The organism is Nitrospirota bacterium (assembly GCA_016214855.1).
Classification (GTDB): Bacteria; Nitrospirota; Thermodesulfovibrionia; order Thermodesulfovibrionales; family UBA6898; genus UBA6898.
The window spans coordinates 43,348-61,895 of the sequence record JACRMT010000023.1 but is presented as its reverse complement, the minus strand read 5'-3'; the positions used below and the strand labels follow the sequence as shown (position 1 = coordinate 61,895).

General features: G+C 49.2%; 20 protein-coding genes and 1 pseudogene. 7 read left to right on the top strand and 14 right to left on the bottom strand.

Going from position 1 to position 18,548, the window contains the following annotated elements:
• Window positions 1–312 carry an RNA-binding protein gene (locus HZB62_16285; GenBank protein ID MBI5076706.1) on the bottom strand — a complete coding sequence of 104 codons (312 nt, stop codon included), beginning with the start codon at window positions 310–312 and terminating at the stop codon, window positions 1–3.
• Between the two features lie 170 nt (window positions 313–482).
• On the opposite strand from HZB62_16285, the gene HZB62_16280 reads away from it, so the two are divergent.
• Entirely contained in the window at window positions 483–1,082 is a 600-nt protein-coding gene (locus HZB62_16280) for a threonylcarbamoyl-AMP synthase (protein ID MBI5076705.1), read from the top strand.
• On the opposite strand, the gene HZB62_16275 is transcribed toward HZB62_16280, so the two are convergent.
• Window positions 1,076–1,777 (bottom strand): YwiC-like family protein, encoded by a 702-nt coding sequence (locus HZB62_16275; GenBank protein MBI5076704.1) that lies wholly within the window; start codon window positions 1,775–1,777, stop codon window positions 1,076–1,078. The genes HZB62_16280 and HZB62_16275 overlap by 7 nt on opposite strands.
• Before the next feature lie 154 nt (window positions 1,778–1,931).
• Window positions 1,932–3,560 carry a diguanylate cyclase gene (locus tag HZB62_16270; GenBank protein ID MBI5076703.1) on the bottom strand — a complete coding sequence of 543 codons (1,629 nt, stop codon included), beginning with the start codon at window positions 3,558–3,560 and terminating at the stop codon, window positions 1,932–1,934.
• A 192-nt stretch (window positions 3,561–3,752) separates the two neighbouring features.
• Here HZB62_16270 and HZB62_16265 point away from each other — a divergent pair, with 192 nt between their 5' ends.
• A complete protein-coding gene (locus tag HZB62_16265) occupies window positions 3,753–4,994 on the top strand; it encodes an MFS transporter (protein MBI5076702.1) in 1,242 nt (413 codons plus the stop codon).
• A gap of 6 nt (window positions 4,995–5,000) precedes the next feature.
• Here HZB62_16265 and HZB62_16260 read toward each other — a convergent pair whose 3' ends face one another.
• Complete coding sequence (locus HZB62_16260) at window positions 5,001–5,720, bottom strand: DUF1460 domain-containing protein (GenBank protein ID MBI5076701.1); 720 nt, start codon at window positions 5,718–5,720, stop codon at window positions 5,001–5,003.
• A 142-nt stretch (window positions 5,721–5,862) separates the two neighbouring features.
• Between HZB62_16260 and HZB62_16255 the strand changes: the two genes are divergently transcribed.
• On the top strand, window positions 5,863–6,138 hold the full coding sequence (locus HZB62_16255; protein MBI5076700.1) for a type II toxin-antitoxin system death-on-curing family toxin: 276 nt from the start codon (window positions 5,863–5,865) through the stop codon (window positions 6,136–6,138).
• Between the two features lie 14 nt (window positions 6,139–6,152).
• Here the strand turns inward: HZB62_16255 and HZB62_16250 are convergent, their stop codons facing one another.
• Entirely contained in the window at window positions 6,153–8,282 is a 2,130-nt protein-coding gene (locus HZB62_16250) for a bifunctional (p)ppGpp synthetase/guanosine-3',5'-bis(diphosphate) 3'-pyrophosphohydrolase (protein MBI5076699.1), read from the bottom strand.
• A 6-nt stretch (window positions 8,283–8,288) separates the two neighbouring features.
• A complete protein-coding gene (locus tag HZB62_16245; GenBank protein MBI5076698.1) occupies window positions 8,289–8,462 on the bottom strand; it encodes a hypothetical protein in 174 nt (57 codons plus the stop codon).
• Between the two features lie 132 nt (window positions 8,463–8,594).
• Between HZB62_16245 and HZB62_16240 the strand changes: the two genes are divergently transcribed.
• A complete protein-coding gene (locus tag HZB62_16240; GenBank protein ID MBI5076697.1) occupies window positions 8,595–8,984 on the top strand; it encodes a DUF3859 domain-containing protein in 390 nt (129 codons plus the stop codon).
• 19 nt (window positions 8,985–9,003) lie between these two features.
• Here HZB62_16240 and HZB62_16235 read toward each other — a convergent pair whose 3' ends face one another.
• From HZB62_16235 to yajC, 8 genes and pseudogenes are all read right to left on the bottom strand, one after another.
• Window positions 9,004–9,525, bottom strand: coding sequence for a DUF3859 domain-containing protein (locus tag HZB62_16235; protein ID MBI5076696.1), 522 nt, complete (start codon window positions 9,523–9,525; stop codon window positions 9,004–9,006).
• 128 nt (window positions 9,526–9,653) lie between these two features.
• Entirely contained in the window at window positions 9,654–10,868 is a 1,215-nt protein-coding gene (locus HZB62_16230) for a tetratricopeptide repeat protein (GenBank protein ID MBI5076695.1), read from the bottom strand.
• The gene (locus HZB62_16225; GenBank protein ID MBI5076694.1) at window positions 10,852–12,018 is read right to left on the bottom strand and encodes a tetratricopeptide repeat protein; all 1,167 of its coding nucleotides are present in this window, start codon (window positions 12,016–12,018) and stop codon (window positions 10,852–10,854) included. Before HZB62_16225 ends, HZB62_16230 begins: the two co-directional genes overlap by 17 nt.
• Window positions 12,019–12,219: 201 nt before the next feature.
• Window positions 12,220–12,529 (bottom strand): annotated as a pseudogene (locus tag HZB62_16220) (Bro-N domain-containing protein).
• Between the two features lie 171 nt (window positions 12,530–12,700).
• Window positions 12,701–14,488, bottom strand: coding sequence for a DHH family phosphoesterase (locus HZB62_16215; GenBank protein MBI5076693.1), 1,788 nt, complete (start codon window positions 14,486–14,488; stop codon window positions 12,701–12,703).
• Between the two features lie 123 nt (window positions 14,489–14,611).
• Window positions 14,612–15,526 carry a protein translocase subunit SecF gene (gene secF, locus HZB62_16210; GenBank protein MBI5076692.1) on the bottom strand — a complete coding sequence of 305 codons (915 nt, stop codon included), beginning with the start codon at window positions 15,524–15,526 and terminating at the stop codon, window positions 14,612–14,614.
• A gap of 8 nt (window positions 15,527–15,534) precedes the next feature.
• Window positions 15,535–17,157 (bottom strand): protein translocase subunit SecD, encoded by a 1,623-nt coding sequence (secD, locus tag HZB62_16205; protein MBI5076691.1) that lies wholly within the window; start codon window positions 17,155–17,157, stop codon window positions 15,535–15,537.
• Window positions 17,158–17,235: 78 nt separating this feature from the next.
• Complete coding sequence (gene yajC, locus HZB62_16200; GenBank protein ID MBI5076690.1) at window positions 17,236–17,562, bottom strand: preprotein translocase subunit YajC; 327 nt, start codon at window positions 17,560–17,562, stop codon at window positions 17,236–17,238.
• A gap of 307 nt (window positions 17,563–17,869) precedes the next feature.
• Between yajC and rpmH the strand changes: the two genes are divergently transcribed.
• Genes rpmH through yidD form a run of 3 tightly spaced genes read left to right on the top strand, consistent with a single transcriptional unit; the run spans window position 17,870 to window position 18,547 of the window.
• Window positions 17,870–18,010 carry a 50S ribosomal protein L34 gene (gene rpmH, locus HZB62_16195; protein MBI5076689.1) on the top strand — a complete coding sequence of 47 codons (141 nt, stop codon included), beginning with the start codon at window positions 17,870–17,872 and terminating at the stop codon, window positions 18,008–18,010.
• Window positions 18,011–18,030: 20 nt separating this feature from the next.
• A complete protein-coding gene (gene rnpA / locus HZB62_16190) occupies window positions 18,031–18,375 on the top strand; it encodes a ribonuclease P protein component (GenBank protein MBI5076688.1) in 345 nt (114 codons plus the stop codon).
• Window positions 18,338–18,547 (top strand): membrane protein insertion efficiency factor YidD, encoded by a 210-nt coding sequence (yidD, locus tag HZB62_16185; GenBank protein MBI5076687.1) that lies wholly within the window; start codon window positions 18,338–18,340, stop codon window positions 18,545–18,547. Before rnpA ends, yidD begins: the two co-directional genes overlap by 38 nt.
• Window position 18,548 lies beyond the last annotated feature (1 nt).

The window sequence follows — 18,548 nt, the reverse complement described above, 5'->3', positions numbered from 1 at the left end:
CTAGTCTCTGTCTCTTGAGCCGCCTCTGCCGCCGGACCTCTGCCTGAATCCGCCTTCTCTTTTCTCCATAGGCTTTGCCTCGTTCACGACGATTGCACGCTCCATGAACTGCTGACCATTGAACATGGAGATCGCCTTCTGGCCGTCCTCATCAGAGACCATCTCAACAAAGCCGAACCCTCTCAGCCTGCCTGTGGCATTGTCCTTGATCAATTTTACGTTTGCCACTTCACCTGCCTGCGCAAAATGGTTCTGCAGGTCTTCCTCTGTCGCCCTGAATGAGATGTTCCCAACATACAGTCTCGTACCCATGCTTCCTCCTAACGATATAAACCTCCTGAGCACCAACAGATGCTGTCACAGGATAGCCTAAATATGCCTAATGCCCGAGCTTTTGTCAAGGAATTATTGCGGAACTTCCTAAAGATGACAGGGCTGTGCTACCATCTCCCATGGAGATCATCAGGTTATCTGAATCAGGCATGGATAACGCCGTCGTGCGTCTGCGACAACTGCTGGATAGTGCAGAGATCATCGCCTATCCTACCGAGACTTTTTACGGTCTGGGAGTAAAATATGATCAGGGAGAAGCTCTTGAAAGGCTTTACCATATAAAGCAGCGGCCCCGGGACAAGGCTATGCCGCTCATTATCGGCAGAACCGGGCTTCTGACTCTTCTTACCCCTGCAATATCGTCTGCCGCGGAAAGGCTCATGGGAAAATTCTGGCCTGGTCCCCTCACCCTTATTTTTGAGGCTTGCGGCAATCTCTCTCCTTATATTACCGCCGGCACCGGCAAGGTAGCCGTCCGCGTCCCGGGTAAGTCCTTTGCTCTTGACCTTGCCAGACATCTCGACTACCCTATCACCGCAACAAGCGCTAATATCACCGGTATGCCTCCTGCGGAAACTGCCGACAGGATCATGGACTATTTTGGCAACTCGATATGCGCAGTCGTCGATGCTGGAAAGACACCCGGGCATATTCCTTCCACCATTGTTGATGTGACCGGTTCGGAGATCAGGATTATGCGGCAGGGGATAATCCCGCAGAAAGAGATCACCGCTGCTGTTTATCAGTAGCCGAAGACAGTCAGGAGCAGCAGGAACAGAAAGCCTTTTGCCATCTCGATCCATCCGGTCGTCTGCAGTCCAACCCGGTACATGGTCAAGGCAAAGACCATATTATCGATGAGCGGCAGGAGTACGAATATGCGATATCCCACACGATAAAAAAGCACGGCTGCAGTCCCAACGTAACAGAACAGGAGTATCCGGTAAAGCATTTTTTTCTTGAGCTGTAAGCGCACGCGGAAGACCCCTGCAACAAAGAAGACCGCAACAACGATAAAGAGGCTCGGATCAAGACCGCTGCCGACAATGGCCTTTGCAACCAGGGCAGCGAGTGACAGAAGGATAAAGCCGAGCACCTCGGTAGCGATGGCATGTTCTCCCAGAAATCGCAGAGACAGAAGATAAGCCGCAGGAAAGGCAGCATAAGGGAGAAGCTGAAGAAGTCCGTGATTGTTATAGAGCGGGTAGAGGAGAACGGAAGCACAAAGGATATGCATGATAACGATAGTCCCCGGCTCAATTCTCTCTTTTGCCGCTGTTCTCATCCAGATCGTAACAGCCTGTTTGGCATTGATCAAAAGCGCAAGGGAAAGAAAACCTGCCAACGCATTAATGTTGATATGACGGGCGGCGATAAGTCCGGACAGGTAGGCCATCGTCATGACACCCCACGACCCGTATTCTTTCAGGAAATATTTATGCAATGTTCCCTCCCCACAGTTTCACTTTTGCCATAGTATCTCATGTCCGACAGCAGGAGAAAATGAGCTGGATCATATCCCGCAGCAATGAAAAGATATAAGGAGTGAACGACTCAGGGGGGCATTACCACAGCAGAGATAACCCGGGTTCGGACGATCAGACCCTGTGGTTCTTGCTTTTTTTGTTCTCATACATCATCCGGTCACCCCGATCCAGAAGTTCCTCGATCGTGCAGGGTTCTTCAGGATCATAATACGCAATGCCATAACTTATGGAAATCTGATAGCTTCTGCCGGCCCGGGCATTGACCAGGGCGATATTGTTATGCAGGCGCGCCAGGATTGTCCCAAGCGACGCATTGCTGATCACCGCAGGCATGACCACGAACTCGTCGCCGCCGATCCTGGCAGCAACGTCAGATTCGCGGAAGGTTTCCCGCAGAATACCTGCTGCCTCGATTATTGCCCTGTCGCCTTCCTTGTGACCAAAAACATCGTTGATGGTCTTGAGATCATCGAGGTCGGCATAGAGGATCGATATTTTATTTTTCATGCGGTTGACGATCTTCAGATACTGGTCAGCCAGAGCAAGAAATCCTCTGCGGTTATACAGTCCGGTAAGCTCATCGGTCAGCGACAGCGACAGCAGCTCTTCTTCCATACGCTTGCGGTCACTGATGTCCTTCGAAATGACCGTTATGGCAACAATGCTGCCGGATAGGTCTTTTACCGGGCTCAGGGTCTGCAGAAAGTATTTATTGTCGCGCTTGCTCATGTGTTCGCTCTGGACGGAATCTCCGGTCTCAAAGACCCGATTAACATGTTCCATGAACTTTGATGTCTCTTCAGGCGAGTGAAATTCTTGGTAATCATGGCCAAGGACCTGATCAGGGAGCAGGCCCATCCGATTCAGATGCTTCTTGTTGATAAAAAGATAACGACAGCTCTTATCAACGAGATAGATCGAATCCTCGGTCGATTCCACAAGCGATTGATACTTTGCCTCAGTGTCCTGGAGATAGCCCTCCACCTGCTTTTTCTCAAACATCTCTTTTTCGATCTCCTGGTGCGCCCTCACGATCTCCCGGGTCCTCTCTTCAACAAGCTTCTCAAGATCATCCTGATGTCTTCTCAGTTCTTCTTCAGCGCTGTCACGTGAGCGAATGCTTCGGTTTGCATTTACGGCACTGAGAACAACCCCCACCAGGAGACAAAGGGCAACAACGAACACAACTGCTGATGACCTTGAAATAAGGCGGCCAAGTTTTTCCCTGCTTTTCGTTATATCGTAGTAGAGCTCAAAGGCGCCATCAAACTGTTGTCCGTCCATAAGAGGCACATAGGTCTCTACAACATCAGTGTTCATCACCTGGCCCTCGAGAGACTGCGACGACTTTTTCACCACCTGCGTATAGCTGCTGCCCCTGGCAACGATCTCTATAAAATATTTCTTGCGGTTTATCTCGCCGATGTCTTTGGGATCGGTGGAGTAGATGATCTCTCCTGAGGGAGCAAATACCTTCACTTTTACCAACTGCATATCCTTTGCACTCTGCTCTATCGCCTGCCTGAAGGCAGGAGTTATCACCTCTCTGGTCAATCCGCTGTTGACGGGGATCAGCCGGGAAGCAAGATGTGCTGCAAAACGGGCAGCCTCTTCTTCTGTCCTTTCGGTCAGGAGCCTGTCAAAGGACGGATATAGAAAAAAGAGGGTATAGACGGGAAGGAACACTACCGAACAGAGTGATATCAGGAGAATTCCCCTCAGTAGATTAGACTTGACCAATCGTGATATACCCTCCCCGTTCGTAACTCGTTGGATAACATAGATATTCTCATGCTTTTCATTATTTTGCAAGCACATAGTCGCATTGGCGCTACCCGCGCAAATGCCGGGGACTCTAATATGCATAGCGGTTGCATCGGAATGGCGCGTGCGCTGCAGACGAAAAAAAGAATCCCTGATAATATAAAGGCCATGAGCGCAGGTTTTTCAGAGTACCTTCAGGTCTTCAAGAACAGACGAATCGGCATAATGCTGCTGTTGGGCTTCTCATCAGGCCTTCCCCTTGCTCTTATCAGCGGAACCCTCCAGGCATGGATGGCGGTGGAAGGCGTTGATCTTAAGACCATCGGCATCTTTGCCCTTGTCGGTACCCCGTACGCCATAAAATTTCTCTGGTCTCCTTTTATGGACCGCTTTGTGCCGCCTTGGCTCGGCAGGCGCCGCGGCTGGATCATAACAACACAGTTTCTCCTTATGCTCGGCATAGCTGCAATGGCTTTTCTATCGCCAAAGGATTCCCCCGTTATTGTCGCTGCTCTTGCTGTCTGGGTTGCCTTCACGTCTGCGTCTCAGGACGTTGTCGTAGATGCATACCGGACAGATATTCTGAAAGAACAGGAGCGTGGTGTCGGTGCAGCAGTTTTTGTCACGGGGTACAGGGTAGCCATGCTTGTATCAGGCGCCCTTGCCATGATCCTTTCGGAACGCATCGGATGGCGATCAACATATCTGTTGATGGCAAGCCTCATGGTTATTGGCATGCTCACCTCGCTTTTCGCCCCTGAACCTGAAGTGAAGATCCTCCCGCCAAGGAGCATTATAGAGGCTGTCTGGGGCCCCCTGAAAGATTTTTTTGCAAGGCGCTCTGCACTCCTGCTTCTGCTGCTCATTGTGTTATACAAACTCTGCGACGCATACGCAGGAAGCATGACAACCGTCTTTCTGATCAGGGGAATGGGCTTCACTGCAGGGGAAGTAGGCACGGTGAATAAAGGATTCGGGCTTGTGGCTCTCATTATCGGCGCAACCTTCGGGGGAGCGCTGATGGTAAGGCTCGGTCAGTTTCGCTCGCTTCTTTATTTTGGCATCCTCCAGGCAGTCTCGATCCTGTCGATGACCGTTCTTGCATGGATGGGCAAGAATTATGTTGTGATGATCCTGGCAGTAGGCCTCGAAAATATTACCGGCGGCATGGGAACCGCAGCCTTTGTTGCCCTTCTCATGGCACTCTGCAATCAGCGGTTCAGTGCAACACAGTACGCGCTTCTGTCATCTCTTGCATCCCTCGGCCGGATCTTTATTGCGCCGACCTCAGGATTTCTTGCCGCATCGGTCGGCTGGCCGCTTTTTTTCATCATAGCAACGCTGACCGCAGTGCCCGGACTCATAATGCTGATAGCCCTGAAGAAGGAAATCACACATATAGCAACGTGAAGATATTCATGCTTTTTCCGGTAACGGTCTCAGCACGATCAGCCCAGGCTTGCCCTTCATATACTGCATGAAATCCTGATCGACTATTTTACGAAGATCAGTTGATGAGGAAGCATGCCGCAGGAAAAGAGAAGCGCCGGCCCTGAAAATGATCCCGACATGAGACACATCGAGCCCAACTTTGTCTGAATAGATGCCTGCATAGTCTCCTGTTTTCAGGTTCTGTATTATTGGCGCATCAATTTTGTCTGTGGGGATATAGGCAATTGTTCTTTCAACAGGATCTATGCCTTGCAGAAAAAGAGTGCCGTCATCTTCTCGATTCAGCGTCTTTTGGACTTTCTTAGCCTGATTCAGCCCTGTCTCTATGGTTGCATCTTTCACAAAGGCAGAGCGGTATGCAGCCCAGTCAGTAAAAAAATGGTGCCTTGTTCTGTATGAGACAAGGCCCCCTCTGTATCTAACCTGCTTAAGTGTATCCTGAAAGTCTGAAAATGACCTTGATAATCTCATCGCCTCAACATAATCGAGAAAGGTGAAGCAGTCCAGTCCGCTGAGGTCCACAACAAGCTTCTCTTCAACCCGCTCGCTGCCGATAAGAGTCGATTCCTGATAGGGGGTGTTGAGAAAATATTCTGAAAGAAGGGCGATGCGCTCTTCGGGATCAGCAATTCTTGCTGCCTCGCAAATGTTTCGGTCCAGTTCGTTTTCAGTCCATCTGCCCATATTGATATACATTAAGGAAAATTATCAGATGGCCCTCAAAATAGCAAGGTTACCAAGATAATCGCGAGGCCGTAGAAAGGCACGAGCAGAAGGCGCAGCCCTGCGATAACTGCCCATTTCTTCACTGACTCTTGAATCTGCAGTGTCCCGGCCACAGGCAGTTTTTAACAATGAGGAGTTATATTCCACTATATTCCATAAAGCCTCAGCCCTGGCCGAGTCTCTTATAAAAAACCATTCGTTCCTTGACGGGAACAAGAGAACAGCGATAACATCAACCGCAGTTTTTCTGCAGATGAACGGCCATGTGTTAAAAGCCTCACAGAGGGGACTCGTAGACTTCACTCTCGAATTGGCAACCAATAAATCATACTTTGACCAGGCTGTTATTTGGCTCAAAAAATACAGCAGCAATTAGGGGAAAATAAAAGCCTATCTTCTGATCCGGAGAATGCCTTCCATCTGGGTGATCTTGTGCATGAGCGACTTGAGCTGCGTAAGGTCCTTAACCTCAATGACAAGGGTTATATGGCCTTTCTTGTCCTGGGTCGATGATGCCTCAAGATGCACGATATTGATATTGAGTGACGAGATGAGGACGCTGAGATTTGCGAGAATGCCGGGCTTGTCAACGGTCTCGACATAAAGCTTGGTGTTTGCCATACTTTGGGCTGACGGCTGCCATTCAACATCCACGAGCCGTGCATTTTCGATGGCAAGCCTTTCAAGGTTCAGGCAGTCCTTTCGGTGGATCGTAACTCCTTTGCCGATCGTGACAAAGCCTACAAGGCTGTCGCCCGGTACAGGGAAACAGCACTTGCCCGTATGGTAGAGAATATCATCAATGCCCTTGATGCTGATGCCTTTATGTTCTTTTGCCGGCCTCCGGATCTTTACTGCCTCTTCTTCGGTAACCTCTTTTTCCGGCCTGAGCCGGTTGATCACCTGATGCGGCGTGATCTTGCCGAAGCCGACAGCCACAAAGAGTTCTTCAAGATTGCCTACGCCTAATGCCTTGGCTACATCCAGTATCTCATCTGATTTCATCAGCGCGTGGCTCATGCCGTGTTTTCTGAAGTCATTCTCAAGCAGCTTGATGCCGAGTTCAACGCTCTGTGTGCGTTCTTCTGCCTTGATCCACTGTTTTATTCGTGCCTTTGCCCTTTGTGTGACAACAAACTTGAGCCAGTCCCTGCTCGGGCCATGTGCAGGCGAGGTGATGATCTCGACCGTATCGCCGTTTCTCATCTTGTATTTCAGAGGCACGATCTTGCCGTTGATCCTTGCGCCGACGCACTTGTGACCTATCTGGGTGTGGATGCTGTATGCAAGATCAACCGGTGTTGAACCGAGTGGCATCTCTTTTACCTCTCCTTTGGGAGTGAAGACATAGACCACCTCAGGCACAACCTCTCCCTTGAGGGCCTCCAGAAAATCGACTGCATTCGGTTCATCTTTCTGCACCTGCACCAATTCCCTGAGCCAGGTAATATACTTGTTGTTGTTTTCGTCAATGGTTCCCTTTTCCTTATATTTCCAGTGAGAGGCGATGCCTTGTTCTGCAACCTTATTCATCTCGTCAGTTCGTATCTGAAACTCGACACGCTCCCCTTTCGGGCCTATGACCGTAGTATGAAGGGATTGGTACATGTTCGACTTGGGCACGCCGATATAGTCCTTGAATTTGCCCGGAATGGGTGTCCAGAGAGAGTGAATAATGCCGAGGATAGCGTAGCAATTGGCATTGGTGTCTGTAATGATCCTGACGCCTATGACATCATGGATCTCATCAAAGGTGATCCTCTGCTTCTGCATCTTCTGGTAGATGCCGTAAAAGTGTTTTACCCGCCCTTTGACCCTGCCCGGGAGTTCCTCTTCTTTCAGCTGCTGTTCGATCAGGGCAACGACCTCTTTTATATACCCCTCCTGCTCTTCTCTGCGCTTTGCGACTTTCCTGACCAGATCATCGTATAGCTGGGGCATGAGATATTTGAAGCTCAGGTCCTCAAGCTCGGTCTTAAGCCATCCGATACCAAGCCTGTTCGCTATCGGCGCATAGATCTCAAGCGTCTCAGCTGCGATACGCTGCTGCTTGGCCTCAGGCAGAAACTGAAGTGTCCGCATGTTATGGAGCCTGTCAGCGAACTTGATGAGCATGACGCGGATGTCCTCTGACATGGCCAGCAGCATCTTTCTGAAGTTTTCAGCCTGCGCCTCCTGCTTTGTTCTGAACTCGACCTTGGCGAGCTTTGTGAGGCCCTTTACAATAAAGGCTATCTCTTTGCCGAAGATGACCTTGATGTCATCCATCGTAACTTCAGCATCTTCAACCGTATCGTGGAGCAGGCCGGATGCGATTGAAAGCGTGTCCATCCTCATGTCAGCAAGGATATAGGCAACAGCAAGGGGATGATTAATATACGGCGAGCCTTCGCTTCTCTTTTGGCTGCAATGGGCCTCGCGCGAGAAATGATATGCCCGCTGAACAGAATTAAAATCAGCATCCTGGCTATAAGAGCGGACCTTGTCGATGAGCCCGGTTAGGGATAATGTCTCAGACATAGCCTATTATACTGCTAAACCGCGAAGAGTGAACAGTTCAGCTTTGAAAAAGGCCGTATACTGTGTTGCGCTCGACACTGCGACGTATCCGAGCTTGTCCTTGCGCCTTGCAAGGGCTGAGAGCTTCAGCAATGCTCGGCCAAGCGCCCGGAAATCTACTACAACAAAATGTGCTAACATATTTATGTGACGTCCCGGAACTGTTGGATAGTAGCCATATTGCTATGTTGCAGCCTGCTTTACACTGTAGCGTTTTGCGCTGCAGAGCCAACAACTGCATCTATCACAGCGTATGGCCGCTATACTGGTGAGTTGACATCTGAAGTCCCCACCAGTGATAAAACCAGCGGCGGGGTAATTATTAAGAGAAAAAATGTCGAGCATTTTGAAACAACTGCAGTTATTCCCTGCAGGCTGAATGAAATTTGGGGCGTTACGGTAAAATTTCAGAATCTGCCGGCGGACAGGCCCTTCAAGTTGAAAAACGTCATGCATCACCCGCCGATAAAGCAGCCAAATGGTGAGACCCTTACCACAAGCGTTCGTGATCGTATAGTTAGTGCAGGTAATGATCCTTCAGGCCATTTTACCTGGTCTTTTGTTAAAGGCTATGAATATGAATTAGTCCCAGGGAAATGGACCAGGAAGATCTACATTGACGACGTGGAAGTCGCTTCGATGACCTTTGATATTATAAAATAGTGCCGCATAGCTCAACTATTCACTCTGTGGTCGGCGCGTAGACAGTTAAGGACTTTTCAGCCAGTTTCTTGCCCTGCACCCAGATTTCAAATGTCCATATACCGGGGATTATTTCCCATTCGTTGTCAAAGCCATATCCGTCATAGGTTATTTGCCCGACCTTGGCAGGCTTTGTAGAACGATAAACTTCCTGCGTTGAGCCATCAGCTTTTTTCATGGGTCGCGGAAATTTAACCATTCTGATGTATTCGATGTTTTCGTCCTTCACGGGGCCATTGATTTTCCATTTGACTCCAAAACGATTGTTGAGTTTTCCCGGTATCCTTTCTGTCTGCTCAACGAGTTGAAGGCCTGTTACCTTATTGCGCGTTCCTGTTGGGCTTGGTTCGTCTTCTACCTGCTTCAAGTTACCAGCTTTATATACGCCAAACTCTACTATGTCGGCCGAGTAGGATTCTCCTGCGTTAGCATTATGCGCCACGACAAGACCAGCCAAAACAGATAGCACAAGACCAACAATGACCGATAAGTATTTCATCATTACCTCCCGTTCAATGGTTTTTTTGTATTTGCTTTTCAGAGCAAAGCCTTCGTCATCTCAATGCCGTAGGCTGTATGCGGTTTTACCACTCAGGCATGCCGTTCTCTCCGGTGAGAAGTTTCATGCTATCACTGCCGCTGCCCGGTATCGTTACCTCCTTTCAATAGTGCCCCATACACCTTATTGTTCGGTGCCTTACTGATGGCATACTCGGAGTATTTCCGATAGTCTTTACCGCTATTCTTGTGGGCAAATGCAAGCAGATAATTATAATCTGGATCTCGCGGATTCTTCTCATAGAGGTTTTGTGCGACAACAAGAGCTTCCTGATACTTCAGGTGGACAAGCACAATCGCAAGCGCTTCCAGTTCTCCAGCGGTAAGCTCGCTCCACTTTGCAAGTATATTGTTCAGCATAGCTTCATCGCCCTTTCTCGCCTTCAACCCCGCATAGTAGATAGAGGTTGTATCTCCTCCCGGCGGCTGGGTGCCTCTGAGCATTTCAATGACGGCATCAGCTTCATAGTCAAGAACGAAACTCATAAACGCAATCTCGCTGTTGAACGTTCCGGTATTTTTCATCCGAAGCTGCCTGGTATGTTTCTTCGCGTCTTCATTATTCCCGCTGTGGTAAGCTGCAATACTGAGAAACTGGATTCCCACGTTCTCGCCATATGGGCTGATCCCATCAGCCTTTGCTTTTTCAAAGCGTGCACTACATATTGAATAGTTGCCAAGCGCAGATTCTATCATCATGGAGTTGAGAATGTAATTGATATTACCTGCGTCAAATTGTAAAAGTTCATCGTAGGTTTTCTTAGCCTTCTCATACTCACCCATGGATTTGTAGATGCGGGCCTTTTCGTCCAGTACCCAGCCGCGTTCCTTTTTGTCTTGAGCCGCAAAAGCTCTTGCCTGCTCTATAGTCTCCAGGGCCTTTTCATATTCCTTCTGCGCTGAATAGGCAGAGGCCAGGCTTAGGTATAGGGAAGACTCTTTAGGGTATCGTGAAATACTTGCCTTAGCGGTTATTTCTGCATCCTTCGATTCACCGAGTCTTATCTGCAGGTGAATCATAAAGCCGTACCAGCCTATGTCCCGCTGGTTCTCAGGGGCCTTGAGCATCAACTCTTTGGCCTTTTTCGTTTCACCAGAAAGATACAGCGCGTTGACTTTGTCCGCATCAGCGAATTTTGGCTTTTCTGCAGCAGATGCTTCATTCATATTCAGCATGGAAACACTGGCGATAATCAATACCATTGCTATGATTTTGAAGTATTTCTCCATAGTATCTCCTCCACTTCCCTTGCTTATAGTTTTCGAGGCACTATTTTTCATTGCCATCTAACATCCTCAGCATGGCCTTTGAAGTTTCCGGTTCCATGAAATCCTGCACGCCGGTGTCAATGCTTTTCCTGAAGTACTCTTCTGCCATTCCGGTAGCTCCCTGCAAAAGAAGCTTTTCGGCGATGAAATAATATGCCTCGCAGAGCCGCCCGTTGATGTCATCGGTATCTTTACCCTTTTTCGCCTCTTCTATCAGCTTTCCCTCATTCATGCTGTCTCCAAGAAGATAGCCTGCGAGCTGCACTATCCATTGATCAGCGGATTTTTTGGAGAAGAGGACAGATAGCATATGAGTAAAGTCATCGAGTCCTTGGATATTGCTTTTTCGACCAGCAATGTGCGCATAAAGAAGAACATAATCGTAGGTCCTTGCCTTGTCAGTGACCGATGTAAAGTCCGCAAAAGCATTCGCAAATCGCCCGGTGCGATAGTATACAAGACCTCTATGGATATATGCGGTGTCGTGGTTTGGCTCACACTCAGTGGCCTTTGTGTACTGTATAATGGCCTGCTCTGTTTCTCCCTGTTGCATGAGATAATCACCAAGCATATGAAATTCACAGCAGGCTTTCGGATTTAGTTCAATAGATTTCTTCATGTCAGCCGCAGCCATACCATAATCGTGCAGAACACTATATGCTTCTCCCCTGAGACGATAAGTATCGGCACGCTTGCTATCCATTTTGATCGACCGGGAAAGGTCATCAATGGCAAGTTCATACTCCTTGAGGTCGCTATATGCAGCGCCCCTCATTGCAAATACGGAAGCTGTGTGCAGATTAAGCCCTATGGCCCGGTTAAAGTCGGCGACTGCACGCTCATATTTCTCCTCTCGGGCATAGATTGAACCCCGCCTCTCATATGCCATTACCATTGCCGGATCAATATCAAGGGCCTTGTCATAGTCAAGGAGAGCACGGTCTATCTGATCTTCCTTATGATATTTTTCAGCTCGATTAAAGTAGTCCTGTGCAGTTATCGGAACAAAAAACGTGGGCTCAGCTTGGGACAACTTGGCCAAGATAATTTCCAAAGTTCCAGTTTTTTCATGGTATGAAAGCAGATCTTCGGCAATTGCTGTCTGCACAACAAGAAGCAATATCGTTACAGCGAGGAATAGCTTAGCTTTGTCACTCGTGACCTTCATCCCGTCTCCCAGTATTTATGCAGCCCTCCTTATACTTCAGTTTCATTGCTTTAATGGAGATATGGAATAGAACATGGACCAAATACTATTCACATAGATTCAAGTTATTTGGGCCATGTTCGCATAAAATATCATAAACCCAATAATTCCCTAATTTATTTGCAAGTAGCCAATATGGCATTGCCATCAATGATGGCATGCAGGCTCAGCCTTAGGTGAGGGGATAGACTGGATAATGCGGAACATGCCTTCGGTATTGGCGCAGTCGGTTTCATATTTTTTTACCGTCTGCGCTTTCCAATTTCAGTTGTATCCAAACTGGGGACAACTGAAGATCCAGAAACTCGCGCTGCTTAACCTTGCCCCAGTATTGCCTGGGAGTAGGACTATCCGTCAGCACGGCAATTACATCAACGACCGAAAACCACCACTCCTTGTTATGCAGGGTCTTTCTGATCGCCTTGCCCTTAAACAGGGCGATATGATTATTCTGTTCTTTGTCGCTCTTCATTTCACGTCCCCCATTACCTTACGGCAACAAACTTGTCAAATTATAGCAGAAGTTTGGGCAGATCTATCGGAAGAATGTAAAGATGATGCGCTATTGCATAACGGATTTGGACAGGGAATAAATGGTGGAGCTGATCCCAACTCGTCGGGACGACCCCTTGAACGGCTTTTGCTACGCAGAGGGGCGAAGTCCCTTGAGGACAAGCTGGATGCTCCTGTTGCCGTTCCAGTCGTTATACGAGGGCGTAAAGACAGCGTCAAAGATAGCTGCCTGGCCGAGATCTTCAAGCAGGTGGCCCATGTCCCAGCCTATGGCATCAATATACGATGCGCTTTTTTTGAGCTTCATTTTCAGGTGGCGGTCCTTGAGCACTTTTGGATACATGATCTCGAGCTCCCTGGCGCCAAGGAGAGGTTCCGGGTTGCCATGGCCAAAAGGTTCGAGCAGTTCGATCTCATGCATGAGTTGTGTGTCCAGCTGGTTGAGCAGAACAGAGGCATGTATCTCAAGGGTGGGGACAAGGTCTTCCGGGGAGACGTCTCTTTGAATGATCTGCCGCAGCCGCTGTTCAAAGGCAGGGAGGTTGTCTGCCCTGAGTCTTACCCCTGCAGCCTGCTTGTGGCCGCCAAAAGCGATAAGAAGATCCCTGCATTCTGAAAGCCCGGCACAGATATCAAATGCCGGAATGCTGCGGCTGGAGCCCTTGGCGATGCCGTTCTCGATCGTGAAAATAAAGGCAGGGAGATTAAAGGAGTCCGCAATCTTTGATGCCGCAATGCCTAACACGCCGGGATGCCATCCTTCTTTGGCAAGCATGATTACCGCTGCCGGATCAATTCCTCTTAGTTCTGACAGCGCATCCTGATAAACGATCTCCTCGATCTTCCTGCGTTCGCTGTTTGTCCGGTCAAGCCACGCTGCAAGATCGTAGGCCTCCTGCTCAGCATCAGAGAGAAAAAGCTTCACCACGTCCTGTGCATCGCCGACCCTGCCTGCGGCATTGATCCTCGGGACCAGGGTGAAGGCAAGAAGGCCGGTTCTCAGCTGTTTATTGTCCAGTCCCGCGGCCTGCTTCAGCGCCCTCATGCCGAGCCTGTTCCCATCCTGAATATGCTGCATGGCCTCCCTGACAATGATCCTGTTCTCGCCGATAAGGGGAACGACATCTGCAATCGTGCCGAGGGCAGCAAGGTCCAGGAGCGGCATAAGGTCATCTTCTGAAAAGGTGATGTCGTTATCTATTGCCATTGCCTGGGCAAGCTTAAAGGCAATGCCGGCGCCGCAGAGGACCGTGAGGCGTGAACCATCAGGAGAACACTTTGGATTGATGACTGCCACGGCATGAGGAATCATAAAATCCGTGATGCGTGACGCGTGATGCGTAACCAGTTCTTGACCGTCACTGGAATCCTCTGCCCCTTGCCCCTTGTTCTTTGTCCCTTCTTTCCGTGTCGGCTCGTGGTGGTCAGTGATGATCAGGTCGATCCCCAGGCTTTGCGCATGAGCTGCAGCTTCAAAAGAACTGATGCCGCAGTCTACGGTTATGATCAATCTTGCGCCGGCCTTTTGGGCTGTTTCCACGCCTATGATATTAAACCCGTAACCATGGGTCATCCTGCTGGGAATAAAGTAGTGGACGTCCAGACCTGCTGTCCTGAGCGCACTCACCATGATAGCTGTGGCTGTCAGGCCGTCTGCATCATAGTCGCCGTGAACAAAGACCCGCTCCCCCTGTTTGCGCGCAGCCTTGATCCGCTCAATTGCCGGCCTTACATTGTGAAGGTCAAAGGGGTCTGATAGACCGGTAACCCGAGGGTGCAGAAAGTCCTGCACTTCGGCTGCTGTCTTTATGCCGCGATTGATAAGGATCTGGGAGAATACCGGGGAGATCGAAGCTGCACGGGAAAGATAGGAAATGAATTCAGCGTTGGTCTTGTTAAGGAGCCAGCGCCTATGCATAGAGGCCGTAACGCGTGATCTGTAATGCGTAATCAGTGTGAGAATGAAACAAAAGAGACTGTGGCCGATTAAATAAAGACGCAATCCTCTCGTCTTTATGCATTACTCTTTACTCATCACACATCACGATTTCTTTGCAAAGGCCTTGTTGCCGCCCCAGAGGAGCACGATCGGGCTTGCAACAAAGATCGATGAATAGGTGCCGACCAGAACGCCCAGGATCATTGCCAGACTGAAGTCGTGGAGCACCTCCCCGCCGAAAAAGAAGAGAGCGATCGACGTAAGGAGAACCGTGAACGATGTAACGATGGTCCTCGACAGTACCTCATTGATGCTCAGGTTCATTACGCCTTCAACCGGGTCCTTAAGCCGCGTGCGGAGGTTTTCCCTGATCCTGTCAAAAACAACGACCGTGTCGGTCAGCGAATAGCCGGCGATGGTCAGCAGCGCGGTTACAAGGATGAGATTGATCTCCTTGCCTAACAGGAAGAAGATGCCTAACACTGCGGTTACATCGTGAAATGTTGCAACGGTAGCGCCGACCGCAAAGTTGAGCTTGAACCTGATCGCAATATAGATAAGAATGCCGATCGTTGATACGACGATCGCCATGCCCGCATCTGCGCGAAGCTTGCCGCCGACCTTGGGGCCGATCTCAGTTGTCGAATCCACAACAAACTTGTTTTCCGGAAACTTCTGACTGATAACGCTGGTGATCTGTTCTGACACCTTGCCCAGCTGTATCTCGATGTTCTTTGCCCGGATAAGTATCTTGTTCTCACCGGTCAGTTCCTGGAGGTCAAAGTCCTTGATGCCGCCATCCTCAAGCGCTTTTCTGATGTCATGAACCTTTGTTGGTTTTTCGAACTTGAGCTGCACGGATGTGCCGCCCGCAAAGTCTATGCCGAGGTTTGCCCTGCCGTGTGCGATCTGATATATCGCGAAAAGGCCGATGATCGAGATGAGGCCGGACAGGACAAAGGCAATATATTTTTTCCCCAAAAAATCTATCTTTGTATTTTTAACGAGTTCAAACATGGTCTCTCCTATATGCTCAGCTTCTTGACGTCGCTGTTGGAATTTATCAGATCGAAGACGGACTTGGTCCCGATCAGCGCTGTATAAAGGTTGATCATAACGCCGAGGCCCAGTGTGACCGCAAAACCTTTGATCGGCCCGGTGCCGAACTGGTAGAGAACAGCAGCGGTGATCAAGGTTGTAATGTGAGAGTCAAAGATGGTCCAGAACGCCTTCTTGTAGCCTGAATCAACCGCAGACCGCGGGGTCTTGCCTGCGCGCAGTTCGTCCCTCATTCGTTCGAACATCAGCACGTTGGAGTCAACAGCCATACCGATCGCCAGAATGATGCCTGCGATGCCCGGCAGACTGAGCGTTGCGTTCAGGGATGCCATGGCACCGAAGAGCAGGATAATATTAAGGGTCAGGGCAAAGTCAGCGATAACGCCTGACAGCCTGTAGTAGAAGATCATAAACAATGCCACGGCAATCGTTCCTGCAATGCCTGCCATTTTGCCTGCCTCGATCGAGTCGCTGCCTAACGATGGTCCGACGGTCACGTTTTGAAGCATCTTGAGCGGAGCAGGAAGTGCTCCAGCCTTGAGAACGATGCTCAGGTCTTTAGCCTCTTCCATGCCATAGCTTCCGGTTATCTGGGCGCTGCCTCCCCCGATTTTCTCCTGGATCACCGGTGCTGAATAGACCGTGTTGTCAAGAATGATAGCAAGTCGCTTCTTTACATTTGCACCGGTCACTTCCTCGAACCTTTTCGCGCCTTCGGGATTGAAGGTAATGGATACATGGGGTGTGCTGAACTGCGTATCAAGGGTGACCTTTGCCTCGCTCAGGAGTGCGCCGGTGAGCATAGCGTCTTTTTTCACAAGAATGGGGAACTTCGTCACAGCACCGGTTTCCTTGTTCACCTTCTTCTCAAAAAGGATCTGGCTGTCAGCAGGTATCTTGTCAGCAAATTGGCTCAGTATCTTCTCCTCGTCGCCTGGTGTTATGGAAGAAGGCAGCTGAGAAGCAAGCGGCGCTTCATCGTTTACGATCTTAAACTCAAGCAGCGCAGTTCTGCCGATCAGATCTCTCGCCCGTTGAGGGTCTTTTACTCCGGGTAACTGCACCACGATCTCATTCTGCCCCTGTCTGTGGATCGTAGGTTCAGCAACGCCGAACTGGTCTATCCTGTTCCTGATCGTCTCGAGCGCCTGGTTTGCCGCATTGTCCTTAATGAACGATCTTTCTTTTTCGTTCAGCCTGAGAGTGACCATCTGTCCGGACTCGGATATGTCGAGGTTGTTATACCCTTCCCTGAGCGCTTTCATGATGTCCTGAGAAGCGGGTGTTACCTCAATGTTCAGGTTGTTCTTTTTTACTTCTGCCTGGAGTTTCCTCTTCTGAAGCATTTCCTTTATGGTGAAAGCGTAACGCTCGATTGTGGACTCGACTGCCTTGTCTGCTTCTACCTCATAGACAAGATGCAGGCCGCCCTGAAGATCGAGGCCGAGCACTATGCCCTTGTTCGGCATGTTCTTCTGCCACCACTCCGGCATACTCTTGAATACGGGAGTATTGGGCAGAAAAAAGACAACTGCAGCAACAACAGCTATCCCGATAAAAAGGAATCTCCAGAAAATGCTCTTATTCATCTAATAACCTCCGCGAAATAAACTCAAATGATTTTTCTGCAATGATGACCAGTGAAGAAACTGACTGATTACTATGGACTATTCGTCTTCTTCTGTCCTTACCGAAGCGATAAAGCCCTTGCCGTACTTTACTTTAACGTTTTCAGCTATCTTGACAATGACGGTGGTCGGCTTGACCTCTTCGACAACACCATATTCGCCGCCAGAGGTGATGACCTTGTCCCCTTTTTTCAGGTTCTCGATCATGGCCTTTGTCTCTTTTGCCCTTTTCTGCTGGGGTCTGATGAGCATGAAATAAAAAATGACAAATATAAGGATAAGAGGAAGGAATCCCATAAGTCCCCCGCCCTGTCCCTGTCCTGCCTGAGGGTTTGTGCCCATTGCATAAGCCAAGTTTGTAAACATGAGAGACCTCCATACGAAAAATTAGTCTGATAATATACCTTCTTTATATTACTTTTATCAAGAATTGACTGGTTTGCATAAAGTCCGCATGCTGTGTTGCGCTTCGAAACTCATTACGGTACGCAATTCTCAATTATGCCGCATTCCCTGTTTCTTGCGCGCCTTGCCATGGAGCTTTTTTCAAACCTGTCTCGTATTTCCCCTCTATTTGATATTTCTGCGAATTTAACGGAAAATGCTTTATCCCGGCCTTGCCTCTTGACATTCTTAAAAACCTATGGTTATAATTCTCGCTCAGGAAAAAACTATGGGAACATATACAACATTTCATCCACACAACAAGAAACAGAAGAGGACGCACGGCTTTCTCGTAAGAATGAGCACGGTCGGCGGCCGCAACGTGATCAAGAGGAGAAGGAAAAAAGGACGGAAAAGACTGGCTGTTTGAAGAGAAGCCTTCTTCAGACGCTGACTCGAAGAGGAGAATTCAATCACGTCTTTGAGCAGGGCCGTAAATTTCCTTCCCGTCACCTTATTCTCTATGTGCATCCTAATGGCCTCGAACAGAGCAGGCTCGGCTTTGTGGTGAGCAGAAAGGTCGGGAATGCGGTTACGAGAAACAGAATCAAGCGGCGTCTCCGGGAGATCTTCAGAAAGTTGCTGACAGGAAATCCCCTCTGCTGTGATATTGTTGTGGTTGCACGGAGCACAGCTGCGGAGGCCGAGTTTCTTGACCTTGACAGGAGCATATGCAGGGTCGTTGCAGGATTAAAGCATGAGAATACTATTCATAGCGATCATCAGGCTCTATAAATATATGATATCACCCCTTTTCCCCTCCAGTTGCAGGTTCATACCATCCTGTTCTGATTACGCGATTGATGCGGTCAGGAAGTATGGCGCCTTGAAAGGCTCGGCCCTTGCCGCACGCAGGATTCTCAGATGTAATCCTTTTCAAGAGGGCGGATTTGATCCGGTCAAATAAC

Coding starts and splice junctions, on each gene's coding strand:
- HZB62_16285 (MBI5076706.1), bottom strand. CDS start 312: ATGGGTACGAGACTGTATGTTGGGAACATCTCATTCAGGGCGACAGAG.
- HZB62_16280 (MBI5076705.1), top strand. CDS start 483: ATGGATAACGCCGTCGTGCGTCTGCGACAACTGCTGGATAGTGCAGAG.
- HZB62_16265 (MBI5076702.1), top strand. CDS start 3,753: ATGAGCGCAGGTTTTTCAGAGTACCTTCAGGTCTTCAAGAACAGACGA.
- HZB62_16260 (MBI5076701.1), bottom strand. CDS start 5,720: ATGGGCAGATGGACTGAAAACGAACTGGACCGAAACATTTGCGAGGCA.
- HZB62_16250 (MBI5076699.1), bottom strand. CDS start 8,282: ATGTCTGAGACATTATCCCTAACCGGGCTCATCGACAAGGTCCGCTCT.
- HZB62_16245 (MBI5076698.1), bottom strand. CDS start 8,462: ATGTTAGCACATTTTGTTGTAGTAGATTTCCGGGCGCTTGGCCGAGCA.
- HZB62_16235 (MBI5076696.1), bottom strand. CDS start 9,525: ATGATGAAATACTTATCGGTCATTGTTGGTCTTGTGCTATCTGTTTTG.
- HZB62_16230 (MBI5076695.1), bottom strand. CDS start 10,868: ATGGCAATGAAAAATAGTGCCTCGAAAACTATAAGCAAGGGAAGTGGA.
- HZB62_16225 (MBI5076694.1), bottom strand. CDS start 12,018: ATGAAGGTCACGAGTGACAAAGCTAAGCTATTCCTCGCTGTAACGATA.
- HZB62_16215 (MBI5076693.1), bottom strand. CDS start 14,488: ATGCATAGGCGCTGGCTCCTTAACAAGACCAACGCTGAATTCATTTCC.
- secF (MBI5076692.1), bottom strand. CDS start 15,526: ATGTTTGAACTCGTTAAAAATACAAAGATAGATTTTTTGGGGAAAAAA.
- secD (MBI5076691.1), bottom strand. CDS start 17,157: ATGAATAAGAGCATTTTCTGGAGATTCCTTTTTATCGGGATAGCTGTT.
- yajC (MBI5076690.1), bottom strand. CDS start 17,562: ATGTTTACAAACTTGGCTTATGCAATGGGCACAAACCCTCAGGCAGGA.
- rpmH (MBI5076689.1), top strand. CDS start 17,870: ATGGGAACATATACAACATTTCATCCACACAACAAGAAACAGAAGAGG.
- yidD (MBI5076687.1), top strand. CDS start 18,338: ATGAGAATACTATTCATAGCGATCATCAGGCTCTATAAATATATGATA.